The 20,728-nt window shown below is 66.7% G+C and carries 15 protein-coding genes and 1 CRISPR repeat array (1 of these 16 running past the window's edge); of the genes, 5 read left to right on the top strand and 10 right to left on the bottom strand.

The genetic code is table 11. The annotated features are described in order from the left end of the window. A CRISPR array of direct repeats spans positions 1-261; the repeat unit is 29 nt (it extends 8,004 nt beyond the left edge of the window). Positions 262-837: 576 nt separating this feature from the next. From GIY56_RS05745 to GIY56_RS05720, 6 genes are all read right to left on the bottom strand, one after another. Then, the gene (locus GIY56_RS05745; RefSeq protein ID WP_154763827.1) at positions 838-1,896 is read right to left on the bottom strand and encodes a glycosyltransferase family protein; all 1,059 of its coding nucleotides are present in this window, start codon (positions 1,894-1,896) and stop codon (positions 838-840) included. Between the two features lie 326 nt (positions 1,897-2,222). Then, positions 2,223-5,810: a vitamin B12-dependent ribonucleotide reductase gene (locus GIY56_RS05740; RefSeq protein ID WP_154763826.1), complete on the bottom strand. Its 3,588-nt coding sequence runs from the start codon at positions 5,808-5,810 to the stop codon at positions 2,223-2,225. A 456-nt stretch (positions 5,811-6,266) separates the two neighbouring features. Next, the gene (locus GIY56_RS05735) at positions 6,267-6,809 is read right to left on the bottom strand and encodes a 5-formyltetrahydrofolate cyclo-ligase (protein ID WP_328288453.1); all 543 of its coding nucleotides are present in this window, start codon (positions 6,807-6,809) and stop codon (positions 6,267-6,269) included. Further along, complete coding sequence (gene mgtE / locus GIY56_RS05730; RefSeq protein WP_154763825.1) at positions 6,806-8,197, bottom strand: magnesium transporter; 1,392 nt, start codon at positions 8,195-8,197, stop codon at positions 6,806-6,808. The genes GIY56_RS05735 and mgtE overlap by 4 nt, the downstream gene beginning before the upstream one ends. Further along, complete coding sequence (locus GIY56_RS05725) at positions 8,194-8,982, bottom strand: inositol monophosphatase family protein (protein WP_154763824.1); 789 nt, start codon at positions 8,980-8,982, stop codon at positions 8,194-8,196. Before GIY56_RS05725 ends, mgtE begins: the two co-directional genes overlap by 4 nt. Positions 8,983-9,105: 123 nt before the next feature. Further along, positions 9,106-9,465: a helix-turn-helix domain-containing protein gene (locus GIY56_RS05720; protein ID WP_154763823.1), complete on the bottom strand. Its 360-nt coding sequence runs from the start codon at positions 9,463-9,465 to the stop codon at positions 9,106-9,108. Between the two features lie 179 nt (positions 9,466-9,644). Between GIY56_RS05720 and GIY56_RS05715 the strand changes: the two genes are divergently transcribed. Beyond that, on the top strand, positions 9,645-10,601 hold the full coding sequence (locus GIY56_RS05715; protein ID WP_154763822.1) for an NADPH:quinone oxidoreductase family protein: 957 nt from the start codon (positions 9,645-9,647) through the stop codon (positions 10,599-10,601). A 116-nt stretch (positions 10,602-10,717) separates the two neighbouring features. Further along, complete coding sequence (locus tag GIY56_RS05710) at positions 10,718-11,464, top strand: Bax inhibitor-1/YccA family protein (RefSeq protein ID WP_154763821.1); 747 nt, start codon at positions 10,718-10,720, stop codon at positions 11,462-11,464. A gap of 51 nt (positions 11,465-11,515) precedes the next feature. Here the strand turns inward: GIY56_RS05710 and GIY56_RS05705 are convergent, their stop codons facing one another. After that, positions 11,516-12,661 carry a CaiB/BaiF CoA transferase family protein gene (locus GIY56_RS05705; RefSeq protein WP_154763820.1) on the bottom strand — a complete coding sequence of 382 codons (1,146 nt, stop codon included), beginning with the start codon at positions 12,659-12,661 and terminating at the stop codon, positions 11,516-11,518. Further along, positions 12,654-13,853: an acyl-CoA dehydrogenase gene (locus GIY56_RS05700; protein ID WP_154763819.1), complete on the bottom strand. Its 1,200-nt coding sequence runs from the start codon at positions 13,851-13,853 to the stop codon at positions 12,654-12,656. Before GIY56_RS05700 ends, GIY56_RS05705 begins: the two co-directional genes overlap by 8 nt. A 129-nt stretch (positions 13,854-13,982) precedes the next feature. Here GIY56_RS05700 and GIY56_RS05695 point away from each other — a divergent pair, with 129 nt between their 5' ends. Then, on the top strand, positions 13,983-15,263 hold the full coding sequence (locus GIY56_RS05695) for a solute carrier family 23 protein (protein ID WP_154763818.1): 1,281 nt from the start codon (positions 13,983-13,985) through the stop codon (positions 15,261-15,263). A 4-nt stretch (positions 15,264-15,267) separates the two neighbouring features. On the opposite strand, the gene GIY56_RS05690 is transcribed toward GIY56_RS05695, so the two are convergent. After that, a complete protein-coding gene (locus tag GIY56_RS05690; protein WP_154763817.1) occupies positions 15,268-16,539 on the bottom strand; it encodes a hemolysin family protein in 1,272 nt (423 codons plus the stop codon). A gap of 135 nt (positions 16,540-16,674) precedes the next feature. Beyond that, on the bottom strand, positions 16,675-17,676 hold the full coding sequence (locus GIY56_RS05685; protein WP_328288452.1) for a TerC family protein: 1,002 nt from the start codon (positions 17,674-17,676) through the stop codon (positions 16,675-16,677). Positions 17,677-17,921: 245 nt separating this feature from the next. On the opposite strand from GIY56_RS05685, the gene GIY56_RS05680 reads away from it, so the two are divergent. Both GIY56_RS05680 and GIY56_RS05675 read left to right on the top strand, forming a co-directional pair. Beyond that, positions 17,922-19,154, top strand: a complete 1,233-nt coding sequence (locus tag GIY56_RS05680) for an AGE family epimerase/isomerase (RefSeq protein WP_154763815.1) — start codon at positions 17,922-17,924, stop codon at positions 19,152-19,154. A gap of 70 nt (positions 19,155-19,224) precedes the next feature. Continuing rightward, positions 19,225-20,640, top strand: a complete 1,416-nt coding sequence (locus tag GIY56_RS05675) for an alkaline phosphatase D family protein (protein WP_154763814.1) — start codon at positions 19,225-19,227, stop codon at positions 20,638-20,640. The last annotated feature ends 88 nt before the right edge of the window (positions 20,641-20,728 follow it).

Here is a 20,728-nt window from a genome sequence, read left to right as displayed (position 1 = left end):
CCCGCGGGGATGAACCGGTCGATGTCCTGAATGGAAGCGGCAAGGTTGGCTGTTCCCCGCACCCGCGGGGGTGAACCGTATTGACCAAACGCAGCACGGAACATTTCGGTCTGTTCCCCGCACCCGCGGGGGTGAACCGGCGCCAGCCGGGATGGAGAGCCGTTTGATCAACTGTTCCCCGCACCCGCGGGGGTGAACCGGCTGTCGAGAAAAAGAGGGTTAATGATTATTACTGTTCCCCGCACCCGCGGGGGTGAACCGCAGTTGACGCAGTTCATCTAGCGTGGGTAATTCTGTTCCCCGCACCCGCGGGGTGAACCGCATTATTTCCACGGCGGTCGCCACGGTCAGTTCTGTTCCCCGCACCCGCGGGGGTGAACCGCATCCCAGATGCACGCACCCGTGCGAGTTGCCCTGTTCCCCGCACCCGCGGGGGTGAACCGACGATCAAGGACAGCCATGCCGAGTGGCAATCCTGTTCCCCGCACCCGCAGGGATGAACCGCCTTGCAAACCCGGCCTTTGGCACTGCTGTAACTATTCCCCCGCACCCGCGGGGATGATCATCCGCGCTGCACAGGTGGGCAGAGGGCACGTCCAAGGCACAGATGCCGGCTCGCCCGTCTTCTGCCGGGTAAACTGCAGGACTCCGCCGCGGCCGGTCAGGCCAAGGCCGGTCTCGACCGCATCGCTGATCCGCGGACCGGCCGGACGAACCAACTCGAAGCACGGGCGCTGGATTGATCCGATAGACCGCCTTTTGCGGAAGGTGTCCATCTCGGTATCCGTCCGGGCGGGACATGCAGATAGCAAAATGGATCGGACGGGACAGGGGTGCCTATCCGATCTTCCGGCGGGATTCCGTGCCCGGTATGATCGAGGCAGGCCAGACATTGGCGAATTTGTCGGGATGGCGGCCGGCTGCCTTGAACTGTTCCTTGCGCTTGTGGACCACCGCGAACTGCTTGCGCTGGTCTGCCGTGCGCTCCTTGCTGGGGATCTTCTTCAGCGCCCAGAATTCGGCCATCACCGCCTTGGGATCGAAGTCGATGTGCTTCTTCCAGTCCAGCTCTTCCAAGGACCGGAAGATGGTGAACTCCTGCAGGAGGTCGTCCGCATAACCGGCATAGCGCAGGTCCTTCAAGGAACCGATCGCATGATAGTGGATCAGGAAGGGATCCATGGCATTCAGCCGGTCGATCTCTCTTTGCTTCTTCGCCTTGCGGTTCACCGGCATGGTTTCCGAGACGGGCGTGTGCGAGGTTGACAGGTTGAACCGGTCATCCAGGTGCTTGTGGTCCAGGCCTGCCCGCCGCATGGCGATGGGCAGGGCGATCTGGTCCAGCCAGGGACGGCGGCCCGAGACGGCATGGATGTCGCGGTCCAGTTCCTGCGCCGTTTCAAGCCAGAGCTTGCCGAAGCCGGTCGGGAAACCCACCACGCCTGCATTGAAGTAGGGCGGCGACATGACGCCGGTGCGGGCCAGCTTCACGCGATCCTCGGGAACAGGCAGGCCGAAGACGCCATAGGCCGTTTCCCAGTAGCCCGCCTTCTTGCCCCAGGTATAGCGTCCCTCGGGCGCGGCTGAAACCGTGCCGGCTTCGACCATTCCGGCCAGGTCGAACGGCTGCCAGACGACGATGTCGGTATCCAGGAAGATGGTGAAATCATGGACACGGGGCTGCGCCGCCGCCAGCAGCTTGTTGCCCTGCTTGTAGCGAGGGGCGAACGCGCCCTCGGTGGGCATCGTCGCGATGCGCGTTCCGGTGCGTTCCAGATACTCGCGCAGTTGCGGAGGTAGCCGGTCGATCTTTTCCTCGGGGCAGTATGCGATGATGTCGGCATTCGGAAGGTGCCGGCAAATCGAAGCCGACAGCAGGATCGCTTCGATGGTCAATGCGGGGGGATCGATAACGTAGATAAGTGCGATCTTCGGGAAACTCATTACTTTCTCAACATGGAACAAGGTTACTAATTAAAGTCAGCGCCCTGGCGAAAATCCGTTCGCGGGCATTACAAGCCCGCTTTTTTCAGCAATCGTGCCGCAAGGCAAGATGCTGCGTGGGCATAACGGCCGGTCATGGCGCCGCTGCATGTTCGCCAAGAAGCGGTTCACGACACGTCAGGGCGATGCAAGAAGATCCGCGTCCTTGGGAACAGATCGCCGATTCCCGTGCGCCGAGGTTTGGCCGACATCACCGGCCCTGGCTTGCGGGAGGCCCCTCAACTACACCCGCTTGTCCCCCCGCACGTATTGCACTTCATGCAGGTCCCGTTCCGCACCAGCGTATAGTTCCCGCATTCGCCGCAAGGATCGCCTTCGTATCCTTGCATCCGGGCCTTGGCGCGCAGGTCGATCGCCGCAGGCTCGGCCGACAGGATCGCCGCGGCCGACACCCCTGTCTGCAACACCATCAGATCCTGCGGCAAACGCTTGCGCAGATAGCCCGCGCTGCTGATCTGCTTCAGCATGGTCAGCGACTTCAGTTCCGACTGCTCGCTGACCGGGGCCAGGTTCAGCCCCTCGCGTTCGCCGCCGCCCATGTCGTCGAAGCGGGCGCCTTCGGGTTTGACATGCGCCAGGTCGGTGCGGTCCAGATAGGACACGGCCAGTTCGCGGAAGACGTAGTCCAGGATCGAGGTGGCGTTCTTGATGCTGTCGTTGCCCTGCACCATGCCCGCGGGCTCGAACCGGGTAAAGGTGAAGGCGTCCACGAATTCCTCCAGCGGCACGCCGTATTGCAGGCCCACCGACACGGCGATGGCGAAGTTGTTCATCATCGCCCGGAAGCCCGCGCCTTCCTTGTGCATGTCGATGAAGATTTCGCCCAAGGCCCCGTCGTCGTATTCGCCGGTGCGCAGATAGACCTTGTGCCCGCCCACGACAGCTTTCTGGGTATAGCCCTTGCGGCGCTGCGGCAGTTTCTCGCGGTGGCTGCGCACGACCTCCTTGACGATGATCCGCTCGACGATCTTCTCGGCGATCACGGCGGCCTTTTCCTGCGGATTGCCGGTCGCCAGGATCTCCTCGGCCTCCTCGTCATCCTCGACCAGGGCCGAGGCCAGCGGCTGCGACAGCTTGGAACCGTCGCGATAGAGCGCATTGGCCTTGATGCCCAACGACCAGGACAGCTCGTAGGCCGCAAGCGCGTCGGCGATGGTGGCGCTGTTGGGCATGTTGATGGTCTTGGAAATCGCGCCCGAGATGAAGCTTTGCGCCGCCGCCATCATGCGGATATGGCTTTCGACCGACAGGTAACGCTTGCCCGTCTTGCCGCAGGCGTTGGCACAGTCGAAGACGGACAGGTGTTCCGCACGCAGATAGGGTGCGCCTTCCAGGGTCATGGTGCCGCAGACATGGTCGTTGGCCGCGTCGATCTGGGCGCGGGTGAAGCCCAGGTGGCGCAGCAGGTCGAAAGTCGGGTCGGCCAGCTTGTCGGCGGGGATGCCCAAGGTGCCCTTGCAGAAATCCTCGCCCAGGGTCCACTGGTTGAAGACGAAGCGGATGTCGAAGGCCGTGGCCAGCGAGGCCTCGATCTTCTCGATTTCCGCCAGGCCGAAGCCGTGGCCGGTCAGGGCGGTGTGGTTGATGCCCGGGCAGTTGCCCAAGGTGGCATGGCCCACGGCGTAGGCCACGATCTCCTCGACCTGCGCGGGCGTGTAGCCCAGCTTGGTCAGCGCGGCGGGGACCGACTGGTTGATGATCTTGAAGTAACCGCCGCCCGCCAGCTTCTTGAACTTCACAAGCGCGAAGTCCGGCTCGATCCCGGTGGTGTCGCAGTCCATGACCAGGCCGATGGTGCCGGTCGGCGCGATCACCGTGGTCTGGGCGTTGCGGAAGCCGTGATCCTCGCCCAGGGCCAGCGCCTCGTCCCAGGCCTGGCGCGCGATGGCGACCAGGCGGGCGTCGGGGCAGTTGTCGGCGTCAAGCGCCACGGGGGCGACGTTCACGCCCTGATAGGCGCCGGTGCCGTGCGCCGCCGCGCGGTGGTTGCGGATCACGCGCAGCATGTGCTGGGCATTCTTCGCATAGCCGGGGAAGGCCCCCAGTTCCGCCGCCATCCGCGCGCTGGTCGCATAGGCCACGCCTGTCATGATCGCGGTCAAGGCGCCGCACAGCGCGCGGCCCCCGTCGCTGTCATAGCCCAGGCCCATGTTCATCAGAAGGCCGCCGATATTGGCGTAACCCAGGCCCAGCGTGCGGAAGTCGTAGGAGCGCTGCGCGATCTCCTTGGACGGGAACTGCGCCATCAGCACGCTGATCTCCAGCGTCACCGTCCACAGCCGCGTGGCGTGGACATAGGCGTCGGCGTCGAACCGGCCATCCGCGAAGAACGTGAGCAGGTTCATGGAGGCCAGGTTGCAGGCCGTGTCGTCCAGGAACATGTATTCGCTGCACGGGTTGCTGCCGCGGATCGGCCCGTCCTCGGGGCAGGTGTGCCAGGCGTTCACCGTGTCGTGGAACTGGATGCCGGGATCGGCGCAGGCCCAGGCGGCGTGGCCCACCTGGTCCCACAACTCGCGGGCGCTGATGGTCTTGGCGACCTTTCCATCCGTGCGGCGCAGCAGCTCCCACGGGGCGTCGTCGCGCACCGCTTGTAGGAAGGCATCCGTCACCCGGACCGAGTTGTTCGAGTTCTGGCCCGACACGCTGACATAGGCCTCACTGTCCCAGTCGGTGTCATAGGTCGGGAACTCGATGCTGTCGAAGCCCTGGCGCGCGTATTGCAGCACGCGGTTGATGTAGGTTTCCGGGATCATCGCGCGCTTGGCGGCGCGGATGGCGGCTTTCAGGCCGTCGTTTCGGGCGGGATCGGTCTCGCCGTCGCCGTCGCGGATCGCGGCGAAGATGGCGTTCAGGTTCGTTTCATGCGCCTTGGACCCGGCGACCAAGCTTGCCACCTTCTGTTCCTCGATGACCTTCCAGTTGATGAAGGCCTCGATGTCGGGGTGATCCATGTCGCAGATCACCATCTTGGCCGCGCGGCGCGTGGTGCCGCCCGACTTGATCGCGCCCGCCGCCCGGTCGCCGATCTTCAGGAAGCCCATCAACCCCGAGGACTTGCCGCCGCCCGACAGCCGTTCCCCTTCGCCGCGCAGCGAGGAAAAGTTTGTGCCGGTGCCGGATCCATACTTGAAGAGCCGCGCTTCCCGGACCCACAGATCCATGATGCCGCCCTCGTTCACCAGGTCGTCGCTGACCGACTGGATGAAGCAGGCGTGGGGTTGCGGATGTTCATAGGCGCTGTCGGATTTCACCAGCTTGCCGGTCTTGTGGTCCACGTAGAAGTGCCCCTGCGACGGGCCGTCGATGCCATAGGCCCAGTGCAGCCCGGTGTTGAACCATTGCGGGCTGTTCGGCGCGGCCATCTGGCGGGCCAGCATGAAGCGCATCTCGTCGTGATAGGCGCGGGCGTCTTCTTCGGTGGAAAAATACCCGCCCTTCCATCCCCAATAGGTCCAGGCCCCGGCCATGCGGTCGAACACCTGCCGCGCGCTGGTCTCGCCGCCGTAGCGCCGGTCTTCGGGCAGTTCGGCAAGGGCAGTTTCATCGGGAACGCTGCGCCACAGGAATTCGGGAACGTCCTTTTCCTTGACGCGCTTGAGGGCGGCAGGCACCCCGGCCTTGCGGAAATACTTCTGGGCGATCACGTCGCTGGCGACCTGGCTCCAGCCCTGCGGCACCTCGACCGAGGTGTTGCGGAAAACGACGGTGCCGTCGGGGTTGCGGATCTCGCTGGTGGTCGTCGCGAAGGCGATGTCGCCGTATGCGCCCCCCTGAGGGGTGGTAAAACGCCGTTCGATCTTCATGCCCGTGGCCCTTTCCTTTTCGTCGTCCCCGAACCGCGACTTGCGCCAGGCGGCAAGCGGCCGCCCCATCGCCGCAACGATGGGTCCGGGCGGCGGCACCGCCCGACAGGTCGAAATCACGAAGCGACGGGTCTTGGTGGTTATGGACCCACCTGCCACCACATCTGGTATGACCAACGCCGCAGATCACAAGATTGATCCTGCTCGGCAAGCAATGCAACGTCTTTTATCTGGGGATAACTTGCACGATCCGGCTTGACTCGGGGGTCTTTCGGGGACCGGAAGATTCGCTCACAGACAGGGGCGGGGCGCGGTCGTCAACAGGGCCGTGGGGGCGATTCCGCGGGCCGGGGCAGGGGCTTGGCGAGGTCGGTCCCCGGTTTATCCACAGGCTTGTCCCCAACTCGTCCACCGCTTTTGCACAGCCGATGCAAATCTGCCACAAGCCGCCCGGGATCAGCGCAGGGGGCGGATGAGACCCCGGTCGGTGACGATCAGATCCAGCGGCTGGTCGAAGGGATCTGCGGGGATCGCGGGCAGTTCCTGGACCGCGAAGGCCAGGCCGATGGCGGTCGCGTCCCCTGTTTCGCGCAGCAATTGCAGGGTCCGGTCGTAATAGCCGCCGCCATAGCCGATGCGGTTGCCCCCCCGGTCGAAACCCGCAAGCGGCACGATCAGCACGTCGGGCCGCAGGACGGGCTGCGAATCAGGGGGATGGGACGTGCCGAAGGGACCGGGCACCAAGGCTTCGCCGTCCCAGCGACGGAAGACCAGCGGCACGGCCTTGCCTGGCACCACCGGCAGGCAGACCGGACCGTCATGGGCCGCCATCGCGGGCCGGGGATCGGGTTCGCCGCGCATCGGCCAATAGCCCGCCAGGATCTTGCCCCGATGCGGCGCCAGGGCGGCGGCCAGGTGGCGGGTCAGCGCGTCCCCGTCGCCCCCCGCCGCGCGGGCGGCCAGGGCGCGGCTGCGCAATGCAGCCTTGTCCTCGCTCACAGCAGCACCAGCGTGGCAAGGCCCAGGAAGGCGAAGAAGCCCATCACGTCGGTCATCGTCGTGACGAATGTGCCCGACGCAAGCGCCGGGTCCAGGCCCAGCTTGTTCAGCGTCAGCGGCACCAGCACGCCCCCCAGGGCCGCGACGATCTGGTTCACGATCATCGCCGCCCCCAGGACCATGCCCAGCCGGACGTCGCCGAAGATCAGCCAACCCGCGACCCCCAGGATCAGCGCCAGGCACACGCCGTTCAGCATCCCCGCCACCAGTTCGCGCATGACCACCCGCCGCGCGTTGGCCCGGCCCAGTTCGCGCGTGGCCAGCGCCCGCACCGCCACCGCCAGCGACTGCGTGCCCGCGATCCCCCCGGTCGAGGCGACGATGGGCATCAAGGCGGCCAAGGCCACCAGCGCCGCGATCGTATCCTCGAACCGGGAAATCACGATGGCCGACAGGGACGCGGTGAACAGGTTGACGACCAGCCAGGGCAGGCGCTGCCGCGCGGTGGCCAGCGGGCCGTCGGACACGTGGCTTTCGTCGCCCACGCCCGCCAGGCGCAGGATGTCCTCCTCGTGTTCCTCGTCCAGGACGGACATGGCGTCGTCGATGGTGATGATGCCCACCAGCCGGTCGTCGCGGTCCACAACGGGGGCGGAAATCAGGTGATACTGGTTGAAGACATAGGCCACGTCGCCTTCGTCGGCGAAGGCGCTGATGGTGCGAAAGCTGTCCTCGGTGATGTCGTGCAGGGGGGTGGCGTGGCTGGACGCCAGCAACCGGCCCAGCGTCACATAGCCCAGCGGATGGCGGCGCGGATCGACCAGGACAATGTGATAGAACTGCTCGGGCAGCCATTCCTCGGATTGCAGAAAGGCCACGGCCTCGCCCACGGTCCAGTGCTCGGGGGCGGTCACGACCTCGGACTGCATCAGGCGCCCGGCAGAGTTCTCGGGATAGGCCAGCGACTGCTGGACGGCGGCGCGGTCGGTGGCGTCCAGGGCGGCCAGGATTTCCTGGCGTTCCGGTTCGTCCATGTCCTCGACCAGGTCCACCACGTCGTCGCTGTCCATCTCGCGGACGGCCTCGGCCACGACCTCGGGGGGCAGCTGCTCGATCACCTCGTCGCGGATCGAATCGTCGATCTCGGACAGGATCTCGCCGTCGATCTCTCCGGAATAGAGGGTCAGGAAGGCGCGGCGTTCGGCCGGGGTCAGGCGCTCGATGATGTCGGCGATGTCGGCGCCGTGCATCGGGTCCAGCAGCGTGTTCAGAAGGGCGGCGTCGCCCGCCTGGATGGCCGCGTCGATCCGGTCCAGCAACTCGCGCCGGGGCAGGAAGTCCTCGTCGTCGGCGGCCTGGTCGTCGGGGATGGGGGTCTGGTCGGTCATGCGGCGCCCCCGTTCAGCAGGGCAAGCGCGGCGCTGTGCAGGGCAGGGGTGGCGGCGGCGATCACCTGGCCGCCCCCCTGCGCAGGCCTGCCATGCCAGTCGGTGACGATGCCCCCCGCCGCGCGGACCACGGCCAGCGGCCCGGCGATGTCATAGGATTGCAGCCCGGCCTCGATCACCAGATCCACCTGGCCCAGGGACAGCAGGCCGTAGGCATAGCAGTCCAGGCCATATCGGGTCAGCCGCACCTGCGCCGCGACGCGCCGGAAGGCCGCGCCTTCGTCATGGGTGCCGACCTCGGGATAGGTGGTCAGCAGCGTGGCCCGGGACAGGGGCGCGTCGCGCACCGCCAGGGGGCGTTCCCCGGCATCCGACAAAAGCCGCGCCTGGCCCAAGCCGCCCTCGAACCGTTCGCGGGTGTAAGGCTGGTCGATCAGGCCATAGATGATGTCCTGCCCGTCCGACACCCCGATCAGCACCCCCCAACTGGCCGCGCCGCACAGGAAGGCGCGAGTGCCGTCGATGGGGTCCAGGATCCAGGTCAGCCCGCTGGTGCCAGGGGTGGCCCCGTATTCCTCGCCCAGGATGGCGTCGTCGGGGCGGCGGCGGGCCAGCACGTCGCGCATGGCGCGTTCGGCGGCGCGGTCTGCCTCGGTCACGGGATCAAATCCGGTCTGCCACTTGTTGTCCGCCGCCAGGTCGGTGCGGAAAAAGGGCAGGATGGCCGCGCGGGCGGCGTCGGCCATATGGTGCGCCGTGTCGATGATGTCCTGCGCGTCCCGCATCGCTGCCCCCTGTTCCGATCCAAGGGCAGGACTAACCCGAACAGGGGCGTCCTGCCAGTGGCGGCGAAGGGGGTGATGCGTCGAAGATGCGGCGGCGCGGGGATCGCCCGCGCCGTCAGCAGGTCACGCGGCGTCCGACAGCACGCGGGCCAGCTCGAAGATCTGGCGGCGTTGCGCCACCGGCATCGTGTAATAGGCGCGCACCAGTTGCAGCGCCTCCTTGTCGGCCAGGAAATCGCCCGCGACCTCGGACGGCGCATCGGTTTCGTGCAGGCCCTCGAAGAAGAACGAGACCGGCACATCCACCGCGCGCGCGATGTCCCACAGCCGGGACGCCGAGACGCGGTTCATGCCGGTTTCGTATTTCTGGATCTGCTGGAACTTGATGCCGACCTTGTCGGCCAGTTGCTGTTGGGTCATCCCGATCATCCAGCGACGATGCCGGATGCGCTTGCCAACATGAACGTCTACACCGTGTTTCATCGTTACCACCTCATGCAATCTAAGGAAGCACTATCTTAACCTTTCTCAATTTTCGAGTGTTAACCTGGTTAATGGCGGTGGTTCTGACCAAAAAGACAGGTCCTGCAAGGCGGACGGGGCCAATGGATAAGGGGATGAGAGACTTGGGGAAAACATTCCGATCAGAGGACGGCCGGACGATGCGAATCGCCCTGGTGGAACGGCTGGGCGGGGATCCCGTCCTGCGCGAGGTCCCCGTGCCGCAGCCCGGACCGGGGCAAATCCTGGTGCGGATGCGGGCGGCGGCGCTGAATTTCGCCGATCTGCTGAAGGCCCGGGGCGAATACCAGGAACGCCAGGATCCGCCCTTCGCCCCCGGGCTTGAGGGCGCGGGCGAGGTGGTCGCCGCGCCCGAAGGCAGCGGCTTTCGCCCGGGCGACCGCGTGGCCGTCCTGGCCGCCGGGACCATGGCCGAACGGATCTGCGTTCCCGTCGGGGCCTGCACGGTCCTGCCGCCCGCGATGAGCTTCGAGCAGGCGGCGGGCTTCCAGATCGCCTATGGCACCAGCCACCTGGCCTTGGCCGGGCGCGCGGGTTTGCGCGCGGGCGAGACGCTGGCCGTCCTGGGCGCGGCGGGTGGCGTCGGGCTGACCGCGGTCGAGATCGGGCGGGCCATGGGTGCCCGCGTGATCGGCGTGGCGCGCGGCCGGGACCGGCTGGACGTGGTGCGTGCGGCGGGCGCCCAGCTTGTGATCGACAGCGCGGATTGCCCCGACCTGAAAACCGCGCTGCGCGATGGGGGCGGCGTCGATGTCGTCTATGACGCGGTGGGCGACAGCGCGGGCGAGGCGGCGTTCCGCGCCATGAACGCAGGCGGGCATTTCCTGGTGATCGGCTTTGCGGGGGGCAAGCCGCCGGTGCTGCCGCTCAATCACGCGCTGGTCAAGAACATCTCGATCCACGGTTTCTACTGGGGCGGCTACGCCAAGCTGGACCCCCGCGCCATGTCGGACAGCATGGCCGACCTGTTCCGCATGTTCGCCGATGGCCGCCTGGCCCCCGTGGTGGGCGAGGCGATGCCGCTGGACCGCATCGCGGATGCCTTCGATCTGCTGCGCAGCCGCAGGTCGGTCGGCAAGATCGTCGTCACCTTGTAACATCTGCGTAAAACTGTACCGGCCTGGCTCTTTACCGGCATTGAATCGGGGCGGTATCGTGCCAATATGATGGCCATAAACCGGCAAACGCCGGCCTGTCTCATAGGGAGAGATCGATGGCAGATTACAACACTTACCGCACCACGCAGCGCGTCGGCACCCGCCCTGCGGTGATCGACGAAGGGCTGCGGGCCTACATGAACAAGGTTTATGGGCTGATGGCGGTCGGCATGGGTGTAACCGCCGTCGCGGCCTATGGCATCAGCGCCGCCGCCGTGGATGCGTCGGGGCAACTGACCCAGCTTGGCACGGCGATCTATGCCTCGCCCCTGAAATGGGTGATCATGTTCGCGCCGCTGCTGGTGGTCTTTGCCTTTGGCGCCGCGATCAACCGGCTGTCGGTTTCGGCGGCGACGATGCTGTTCTACGGCTTTGCCGCGCTGATGGGCCTGTCGCTCAGCTCGATCTTCCTGGTCTATACCGGCACCTCGATCGTGCAGACCTTCCTGGTGACGGCCATTGCCTTCGCGGGCCTGTCGCTGTGGGGCTATACCACGAAGAAGGACATCTCGGGGTGGGGCAGCTTCCTGATCATGGGCGTGATCGGCCTGATCGTGGCGTCCATCGTGAACATCTTCATGCAATCTGAGGCGATCCAGTTCGTGGTCTCGATCCTGGGCGTCCTGATCTTCGCGGGCCTGACCGCCTATGACACGCAGAACATCAAGAACACCTATCTGCGCATGGCCGGTTCGGACGCCGACTTCATCGGCAAGACCGCCATCATGGGCGCCTTGCAGCTGTATCTGGACTTCCTGAACCTGTTCATGTTCCTGCTGCAATTCATGGGCAACCGCGAGTGATTGCCGCGACAGCCTGACAGTCTTGACCCCCGCCCGACCGGCGGGGGTTTTTCATTGCGTGAAGCGCCAGTCCCCATCCCCCAACGCAGGCGCCGCGCGGTCATGGGCCAGCGCGCTGCGGCCAAAGCGGATGGGCGTGCGCAGGCCCGCGATGCCTTCGGGCGCGATCCGCAACCCGCGCGCGGCGACCTGGGGTTCGGCCAATGCCTCGGCCACGTCGTTGACGGGACCGGCGGGAACGCCCGCGGCCTCCATCGCGGCGATCAGGTCGGCGCGGGTGCGGCGCGCGGTGGCCGCGGCCAGCATCGGCACCAGCCGGCCGCGATGGGCCACGCGGGCGGGGTTGGTGGCGTAATCGGGATTGCCCGGCAGGTCGGGCAGGTCCAGCACCCGGCACAACGCCGCGAATTGCCGGTCGTTGCCGCAGGCCACGATCAGGTGGCCGTCGGATGCGGGGAACAGCTGATAGGGCACGATGTTGGGATGCGCATTGCCCAGCCGATGCGGCACCGTGCCGCCCAGGAGGAAGTTCGTGGCCTGGTTGGCCAGTACCGCCACTCCGCAATCCAGCAGCGACAAATCCAGATGCTGCCCGCGCCCGGACCGTTCGCGTTCGGCCAGCGCCGCCTGCACCGCGATCACGCCATACAGTCCGGTGAAGATGTCGATCCAGGCCACGCCGACCTTCTGCGGCTCTCCGTCAGGCGCGCCGGTCAGGTCCATGATCCCCGACATGCCCTGGATCAGGAAGTCGTAGCCCGGCTGGCTGGCGCGCGGCCCGTCCTGACCGAAGCCGGTGATCGAGGCATAGACCAGCCGGGGATTGCGCGCCGACAGGCTGTCATAGTCCAGCCCGAAGCGGCGCAGGCCCCCCACCTTGAAGTTCTCGACCACCACATCGGCCCCGTCGATCAGCGTGCGCAGCCGGTCCAGGTCGGCCGGATCGTTGAAGTCGCAGACCACGGATGTCTTGCCCCGGTTCGCCGCGTGGAAATAGGCGGCGACCCGTTCGGTCGTCCCGTCCGCGCGGGGCCGGTTGATGAAGGGCGGACCCCAGCGGCGGGTGTCGTCGCCCTCGGGCGATTCCACCTTGATCACCTCGGCCCCCAAGTCTGCCAGGGTCTGGCCGATCCAGGGTCCGGCCAGGATGCGCGCCAGTTCGACGACGCGCAGGCCCTTCAGCGGCGGCTCAGCCAAAGGCCTGTATCCCCGTCTGCGCGCGGCCCAGGATCAGGGCGTGGACATCGTGCGTGCCTTCATAGGTGTTCACGGTTTCCAGGTTCTGGGCGTGGCGGATCACGTGGTATTGGCTGGAAATGCCATTGCCGCCGTGCATGTCGCGGGCCATGCGCGCGATCTCCAGCGCCTTGCCGCAGTTGTTGCGCTTGACGATGGAAATCATCTCGGGGGCGAACCGGCCCTCGTCGAACAGCCGCCCGACCCGCAGGCTGGCTTGCAGGCCCAGGGCGATTTCCGTCTGCATGTCGGCCAGCTTCTTCTGGAACAGCTGCGTGGCGGCCAGGGGACGGCCGAACTGGTGGCGGTCCAACCCGTATTGGCGGGCGCGGAACCAGCAGTCTTCCGCAGCCCCCATCGCGCCCCAGGAAATGCCATAGCGCGCGCGGTTGAGGCAGCCGAACGGCCCGCCCATGCCCTCGACGCCGGGCAGCAGGGCGTCTTCGCTCACCTCCACATCCTCCATCACGATCTCGCCGGTGATGGATGCCCGCAGCGACAGCTTGCCCTCGATCTTGGGCGCGGACAGGCCCTTGGTGCCCTTGTCCAGCACGAAGCCGCGCACCTTGCCGCCATGGGCGTCGGACTTGGCCCAGACCACGAACACGTCGGCGATGGGCGAGTTGCTGATCCACGTCTTCGCGCCGTTCAGCACATAGCCGCCGTCAACCTTGCGCGCGCGGGTCTTCATGCCTGCCGGGTCCGACCCCGCATCCGGCTCGGTCAGGCCGAAGCAGCCGATGAACTCACCCGTCGCGAGCTTGGGCAGGTAACGGCGCTTCTGCTCCTCGCTGCCATAGGCCTCGATCGGGAACATCACCAGCGACGACTGGACCGAGGCCATGGAGCGATAGCCCGAATCAACCCGCTCGATTTCCCGCGCGACCAAGCCATAGGCCACATAAGACGCGCCGACGCCGCCATAGGCATCGTCCACCGTCACGCCCAGCAACCCCGCCGCGCCCATCTCGCGGAAGATCTCGGGGTCAGTCGTCTCGTTCAGATAGGCGTCGGTGACGCGCGGGGCCAGCCGGTCGGCGGCAAAGGCCGCGGCAGCGTCGCGGATCATGCGTTCTTCTTCGGTCAACTGGTCGTTCAGCAGGAAGGGATCGGCCCAGTCGAAAGCCGCGCCCTTGTGGGATGTGGTGGACATCTGCTCCTCCGTCAGGTCGCGGCGACATTAGCGGCAGGAAGGCCGCCCCCGAAAGACCCAATCGCAGGCGATTGGTCTTGGTCCGTCAATCGGCTAAGCCTGCCGCCAGAATCACGACATGAGAAGACGATGGGCTATTTTCCGACCTGGCGCCCGGCCACCGGCGCAACGGTGCTTCCCGACGAGAAGCTTCCCCTGGCCGCCGCCATCCCGATGAGCGTGCAGCACCTGCTGGCGATGTCGGGATCCACGATCCTGGCGCCGCTGATCATGGGGTTCGACCCGAACGTGGCGGTGTTCTTTTCGGGCATCGGCACGCTGCTGTTCTTCGCCATCACCGGCGGCCGGGTGCCCAGTTACCTGGGATCGTCCTTCGCCTTCATCGCGGTGGTGATGGCCGCGACGGGTTTCGCGGGCGGCGGGGCCAATCCGAACATCGGCGTGGCCTTGGGCGGGATCATCGCGGCGGGGCTGGTCTATGCGCTGATCGGTCTGGCGGTGATGGCCGCCGGGACCGGATGGGTGGAGCGTCTGATGCCGCCCGCCGTCACCGGGGCCATCGGCGTCTCCATCGGGCTGAACCTGGCGCCCGTGGCGGTGAACCAGTTGAAGGGTTCCATGGCGCATCTGGCCATCGCGCTGGCGACCGTGCTGTGCATGGCGATGGTGTCGGCCTATGGCACCCGCACGACGCGGCGGATCGCGGTGCTGATCGCGCTGGCCTTCGGTTACGGGCTGGTGCTGGTCCTTGGCAACGGCGCGGGCATCGTGCCGGGCATCGACTTTTCCCGCGTGGGGCAGGCGGCCTGGTTCGGCATCCCCAGCTTCACCGCGCCGCGCTTCGACTGGACGGCGATCAGCATGATCGCCCCCGTGGCCGTCGTCCTGGTGGCCGAGAACCTGGGCCACATCAAGGCGCTTGGCGCGATCACCGGGCGGAACATGGACCGCTATATCGGGCGCGGCTTTCTGGGCGACGGGCTTGCCACCATGATCGCCGGGGCAGGCGGCGGGACCGGGGTCACGACCTATGCCGAGAACATCGGCGTGATGGCGATGACACGGGTCTATTCGACGCTGATCTTTCCGATGGCCGCCGTCATCGCGATCCTGCTGGGCCTGTCGCCAAAGTTCGGCGCGATCCTGCAAACCATCCCCGCGCCGGTGCTGGCGGGTCTGGCCGTGTCGGTCTTCGGCCTGATCGCCAGCGCCATGGCGCGGATCTGGGTGGACAACCGCGTGGACTTTTCCGACCCGCGCAACCTGTTCACCGTGGGGGTCGCGCTGATCCTGGGGGCGGGCGATTTCACCGTCACCATCGGCGGCTTTGCCCTGGGTGGCATCGGCACGTCCACGCTGGCCGCGCTGGTGATCTGGCAGGTGCTGGGGATCGGGCGCCGGACGGCCTGACCCCTCAGCCTTCGGCAAGCTGCGAGACCAGCAGCTTGTCGATGCGGCGCCCGTCAAGGTCCACGACCTCGATCTGCCAGCCGGACACCGTGACGCGCGCGCCCACGTCGGGCAGCACGCCCGCGCGGTCCAGCACGAGGCCCGCGACCGATTCATAGCCGCGATCCTCGGGCAGGCTGATGCCGATCATCTCGGCGAACTCGTCCGCGGGCATCCAGCCCGCGACCAGCCAGCTGCCATCCTCGCGCTGCACGGCCTTGGGTTCGTCGTCGCCGGGTTCGGGGAAGTCGCCCGCGATCGCCTCCAGCAGGTCCATGGCGGTGATCACGCCCTCGAAATGGCCGTATTCGTCGTAAACCAGCAGCATGTGGGCGGGGCTGGCCTTCAATTCCTCGATCACGTTCAGGGCGGGCAGGCCCTCGCGGATCACGGGAACCTCTTGCACCAGGGGGCGCAGGTCAGTGACATCCTCGGACAACAGGTCGCGCAGGCTGAGAACGCCGATGATGTCGTCGTCCGAGCCTTCGCGCACCAGCAGGCGCGAGCGGCGGCTGTCGCGGAATTTCTGCAGCACCTCGGCCGCCGCATCGTTGACATCCACCGCCTCGACTTCGTGGCGCGGCGTCATCAGCCCGCGCGCGGATCGGTCGGCGATGCGCATGACGCCCGCGATCATCTCGGTCTCGGCGGGTTCGATCACGCCGGCGGTGCGGGCATCCGACAGCATCACCCGGATCTCCTCGTCCGAGATGCCGCGGTCGGATTCGCCCGACTGGCCCAGCAGGCGCAGCACCACGTTGCCCGACTTGTCCAGGATCCAGACGATGGGCGCGGCGATGCGCGAGATGAACAGGATCAGCGGCGCGATGCGGGCGGCCACGCCTTCGGGCGCGCGCAGGGCGATCTGCTTGGGAACCAGTTCGCCGATGATCAGCGACAGATAGGTAATCAGCACGACCACGCCGCCGACGCCCAGGGCTTGGGCCAGCGCGGGCGAAAGTCCGTTGGCGATCAGCGCCGCCGACAGTCGCGCGCCCAGCGTTGCCCCCGAGATCGCCCCCGACAGCACCCCGACCAGGGTGATGCCGATCTGCACGCTGGACAGGAACCGGCCCGGTTCGGTCCCCAGGTCCAGGGCGATTTCCGCCCCCCGGCTGCCTTCGGCGGCCATGACCTTCAACCGGGCGGGCCGGGCGGACACGATGGCCAGTTCCGACATGGCCAGGACGCCGTTGAACATCGTCAAAAGCAGGACGATGAGGATTTCCAGAAGCATCAGTTCACTTTGTCCAGCAAGTCGGGCTGTTCACAGTCTGCACGAAGCGCGCGCCGGTGCAAAGGCATGAAGGCCGCCTGCGGGACAGAATCGGGGACAAGGCGCCCGTTGCGGGGCGCCTTGCCGGTTTTCGGCTTATTCGTGGGGGGCGCGGGCGATCTGCGGCTCGGGCCGGTTGTCCTTCGTTTTCCACAACGAATAGGCCACGCCCGCGCCCAGGATCGCGAAGGTGATCGCCAGCGACCACGAGGCGGGGAATTTCTCCCAACCCAGCAGGTCGGCCACGAAGATCTTGGACCCGATGAAGATCAGCAGGACCGACAGCGCGTATTTCAGATAATGGAAGCGGTGGATGATCGCCGCCAGCGCGAAATACAGCGCCCGCAGGCCCAGGATGGCGAAGATGTTCGAGGTATAGACGATGAACGGATCCGCCGTGATCGCGAAGACCGCGGGCACCGAATCCACCGCGAAGATCACGTCCACGATCTCGACCATCACCAGGGCCAGGAACAGCGGCGTGGCATAGCGCGTCAGCTTGCCCGTCGCCGGGTCGGGCTTTTTCACCCAGAAGTCGTGGCCGTGGATTTCCTCGGTCACGTTCATGCGCCGCTTCATGAAGCGCAGGACGGGGTTCTGGGAAATGTCCAGCGGCTTGTCGCCCACCATCATCATCTTGATGCCGGTGAAGATCAGGAACAGCGCGAAGACATACAGGATCCAGGAATACTGGGCGACCAGGGTCGCGCCCAGGCCGATCATCAGGCCGCGCAGCACGATCACGCCCAGGATGCCCCAGAACAGCACCCGGTGCTGGTATTTCGGCGGGATCGCGAAATAGGTGAAGATCATGGCGATGACGAAGACGTTGTCCATCGCCAGGGTCTTTTCGACCACGAAGGCCGTCAGGTAGAGCTTGCTTTCCTCGGCCCCGATCTGCCACCAGACAAATCCCGAAAACAGCACGCCCATCGTCAGGTACATGGCCGACAGCTTGAGGCTTTCGGCCACGCCGATCGCATGGTCGTCCTTGTGCAGCACGCCCAGGTCAAAGACCAGAAGCGCGATCACGATGGCGACGAACAGCAGCCACATCCACAGCGGCTTGCCCAAGAATAACAGAAGAAGCAGTTCCACGTTTGCCCTCATCGTTGCTGGATGTGCATCAATGCCAAGGGCTTTGTCGGACAAGGGCCACTTTGCATCGAGGCACGCTCGATGCGGTTCCGACATCGCGACAAGCCTTGTCGCCAGAGGGGCCCGGTCCCGCTGAGTCCAGACGTGGCAAATCGCCGCGCCGGATGCAAGGGGGAGGGCGGCAAAAAGATTGCGGATCGGGCGCGGGATCGGCACCTTCATCGTTCAGCCGCAAGGGGGTGATCATGGAACGGGCAGGTCTGGGTGCGGAAGACGCGGGGCATTGGCTGGACGATCCGGCGCATCGCCGTTTCCTGGTCCGCGATGCCCGGCGCGCGCTGGACTTCTTCGACGCAAGCGCCGGGGGCGGGAGGTTGCGGATGCTGGATCCGGCAGGCCGGCCCGTGCCGGACGCGCCGCTGGAACTGCATGTGACGACGCGGCTGGTCCATTCCCATGCGCTCGGGCAGATGGCGGGGCGGGCGGACCGGGCGGGGATCATCGACCGGGGGATGGACCTGCTGTGGCGCGGGCATCGCGACGCGCGGCATGGCGGCTATGTCTGGTCGCTGCGGGACGGGGCGGTGGCGGATGGCACCAAGCTGGCTTACGGCCATGTCTTCGTGCTGCTGGCGGCCTCCAGCGCGAAACTGGCGGGCCATCCCGATGCCGACCGGCTGCTTTCCGACATCGCGCAGGTGCTGGAGGACCGGTTCTGGGACGAATCCGCCGGGCTGCTGCGCGACGAGTTCACCCGCGACTGGCAGGTCTTTTCCACCTATCGCGGCATGAACGCCAACATGCACGGGGTCGAGGCGTTGCTCTCCGCGCACGAGGCCACGGGCGAGGGCCAATACTTGGACCGCGCGGGGCGGATCCTGGGGTTCTTCATCGCGGGCCAGGCCGCAGGGAACGGCTGGCGGATCCCGGAACATTACAACGCCGCCTGGCGGCCCGATCCCGGCTATGAGGGCAACCCGATGTTCCGCCCGGCGGGCACCACCCCCGGCCATTCCTTCGAGATGGCGCGCCTGCTGCTGCAATGGTGGGATCTGGCCGGGCGGCCCGCCACCGACGCGCCGCGACAGGCGCGGCTGCTGGTGGAAACCGCGCTTGCGGATGCCTGGCTGCCCGGAGGCGGGCTGGCCTATACGCTGGATTTCACCGGGCGCGTGGTCCGGCCCGACCGCTATTGGTGGCCGGTGTGCGAGGCCATCGGCGCGCTGGCCGCCCTGATCAAGCTCGATCCCCGGCCCGGGGACGAGGACTGGTATCGCCGCCTGTGGCGCTTTGCCGACGCGCATCTGATCGACCACGACCGCGGCGGCTGGTTCCCCGAACCCGGCGGCCCGACCGGGGGACAGTTCGGGGGCAAGCCCGACATCTATCATGCCTTGCAGGCGGACCTTTTCCCGCTGGTGCCCGGGCTGTCGCATCATGGACGGGCATTGGCCGACACAAAGCCGCTAGGATCCTGATTCGGGGATGCAATCGGGGTCAAAGCGCCTATCTAGCGTCCCAAGGGGACAGGAAGGCGCGAACGGAAGCATGACGGAAAAACACGGTTTCGCGGGTCCGATCCTGCATTTTCGGGGCTGCGATGCCGACGGTCTGCGCCTTGCCGCGATCACCGTCCGGCCCGAGGGGGCAGCGGCCCCCGGCGCGGTCGAGACGCAGGACGGCGCGGTCGCCCCGGTGCTGCTGGCCCGGGTCGCGGGGCTGTGCGTCTGGCGCCATGACTTCACGCTGGCTGCGGGCGAACCCGGCTATCAGTGGGAGGGCCGCGCCTATCCCGTCGCCACGCGCCTGGACGGCGACATCCGCATCGCCTTCGTGTCCTGCAATGGCGAGGAGAACGGCGATCTGGACCGCGATTCCACCGAGCGCAACCGGATGTGGGCGCGGTTGCAGGCCGACCATGCCCGCGCGCCTTTCGCCCTGCTGCTGCAAGGCGGCGACCAGATCTATGCCGACGAGGCGACCCACGGCCATCCCCTGTCAAGGGATTGGCCGAAGCACGTGCCCGCCAGGCCCTCGGCGGCGGATCTGGAGGATCTGGCCCGGCATCTGGAACGCAGCTTCGTCGAACGCTACATGGTGCTGGCGGCGGAAGGTTGCGCGGATCTGTTCGCGACCGTGCCATCCTTGTCGGTCTGGGACGATCACGACATCTGCGACGGCTGGGGTTCGCTGTCCGAAAGCCGCACCAATTCGGCGGTGGGCCGGACGCTGTTCGCCGTGGCGCGGCGGATGTATCTGCTGTTCCAGCATGGCGCGACGGATGCCGACGTGCCCGCCCTGTTCCTGGATCCCGCGGGCCGCAACCTCGGTTGGCGGCGCGACATGCCGGGCGTCACGCTGTGGGCGCCCGACCTGCGGTCCGAACGCCACCGCGACCGGATCATGGGACCGGGCGGCTGGAACGCGGTCGAGGCCATGCAACCCGCCGGCGATCACGTCTTCATGGTGTCCAGCGTGCCGTTGCTGGGGCCCCGGCTGTCGCTGCTGGAAACGCTGATGATGGCCGTCCCCCGGATGCAGCATTACGAGGACGACCTGCGCGACCAGTGGCAAAGCCACGCCCATCGCGACGAATGGCGGCGGATGCTGGGGCAGGTGCTGCGGATGCGAAAGACCGCCCCGGTCACGGTCCTGTCGGGCGAGATCCACCTGGCGACCCGGGCCGAGATGGGACCGAAGGCGATGCTGATCCACCAGCTCGTCGCCTCGGGCATCTCGCACCGCGCGCCGCCCAAGGCCTATGCCCGCGCGCTCGGGTTGTTCGCGGGGTTGGGCGAGGCGCCGCTGCCGGGCCACCCGATCCGCATCAGGCCGCTGCCCGGTCAAAGGCACCGCTATGTGGCGCAACGCAATTACCTGACGCTGGACCGCAGGGGCGGGCGCTGGCAGGCGGTGTGGCATCTGGAGGACAGCGGGCCGACGCCGCCTCTGGCGCTGGACTGAGGTGCCGTTTGCCGGGCGGGAAAAGGAAACGTATACGTTTCCCCCGCCCGCTACGCGATGGTGCCACCAGAGACGGTTCAGCTCTGCG

This window comes from Paracoccus lichenicola, from assembly GCF_009708075.1.
In the GTDB taxonomy this organism is placed as follows: domain Bacteria; phylum Pseudomonadota; class Alphaproteobacteria; order Rhodobacterales; family Rhodobacteraceae; genus Paracoccus; species Paracoccus lichenicola.
The sequence above is the reverse complement of the archived record's forward strand: the minus strand, read 5'-3'. Positions and strand labels throughout refer to the sequence as shown.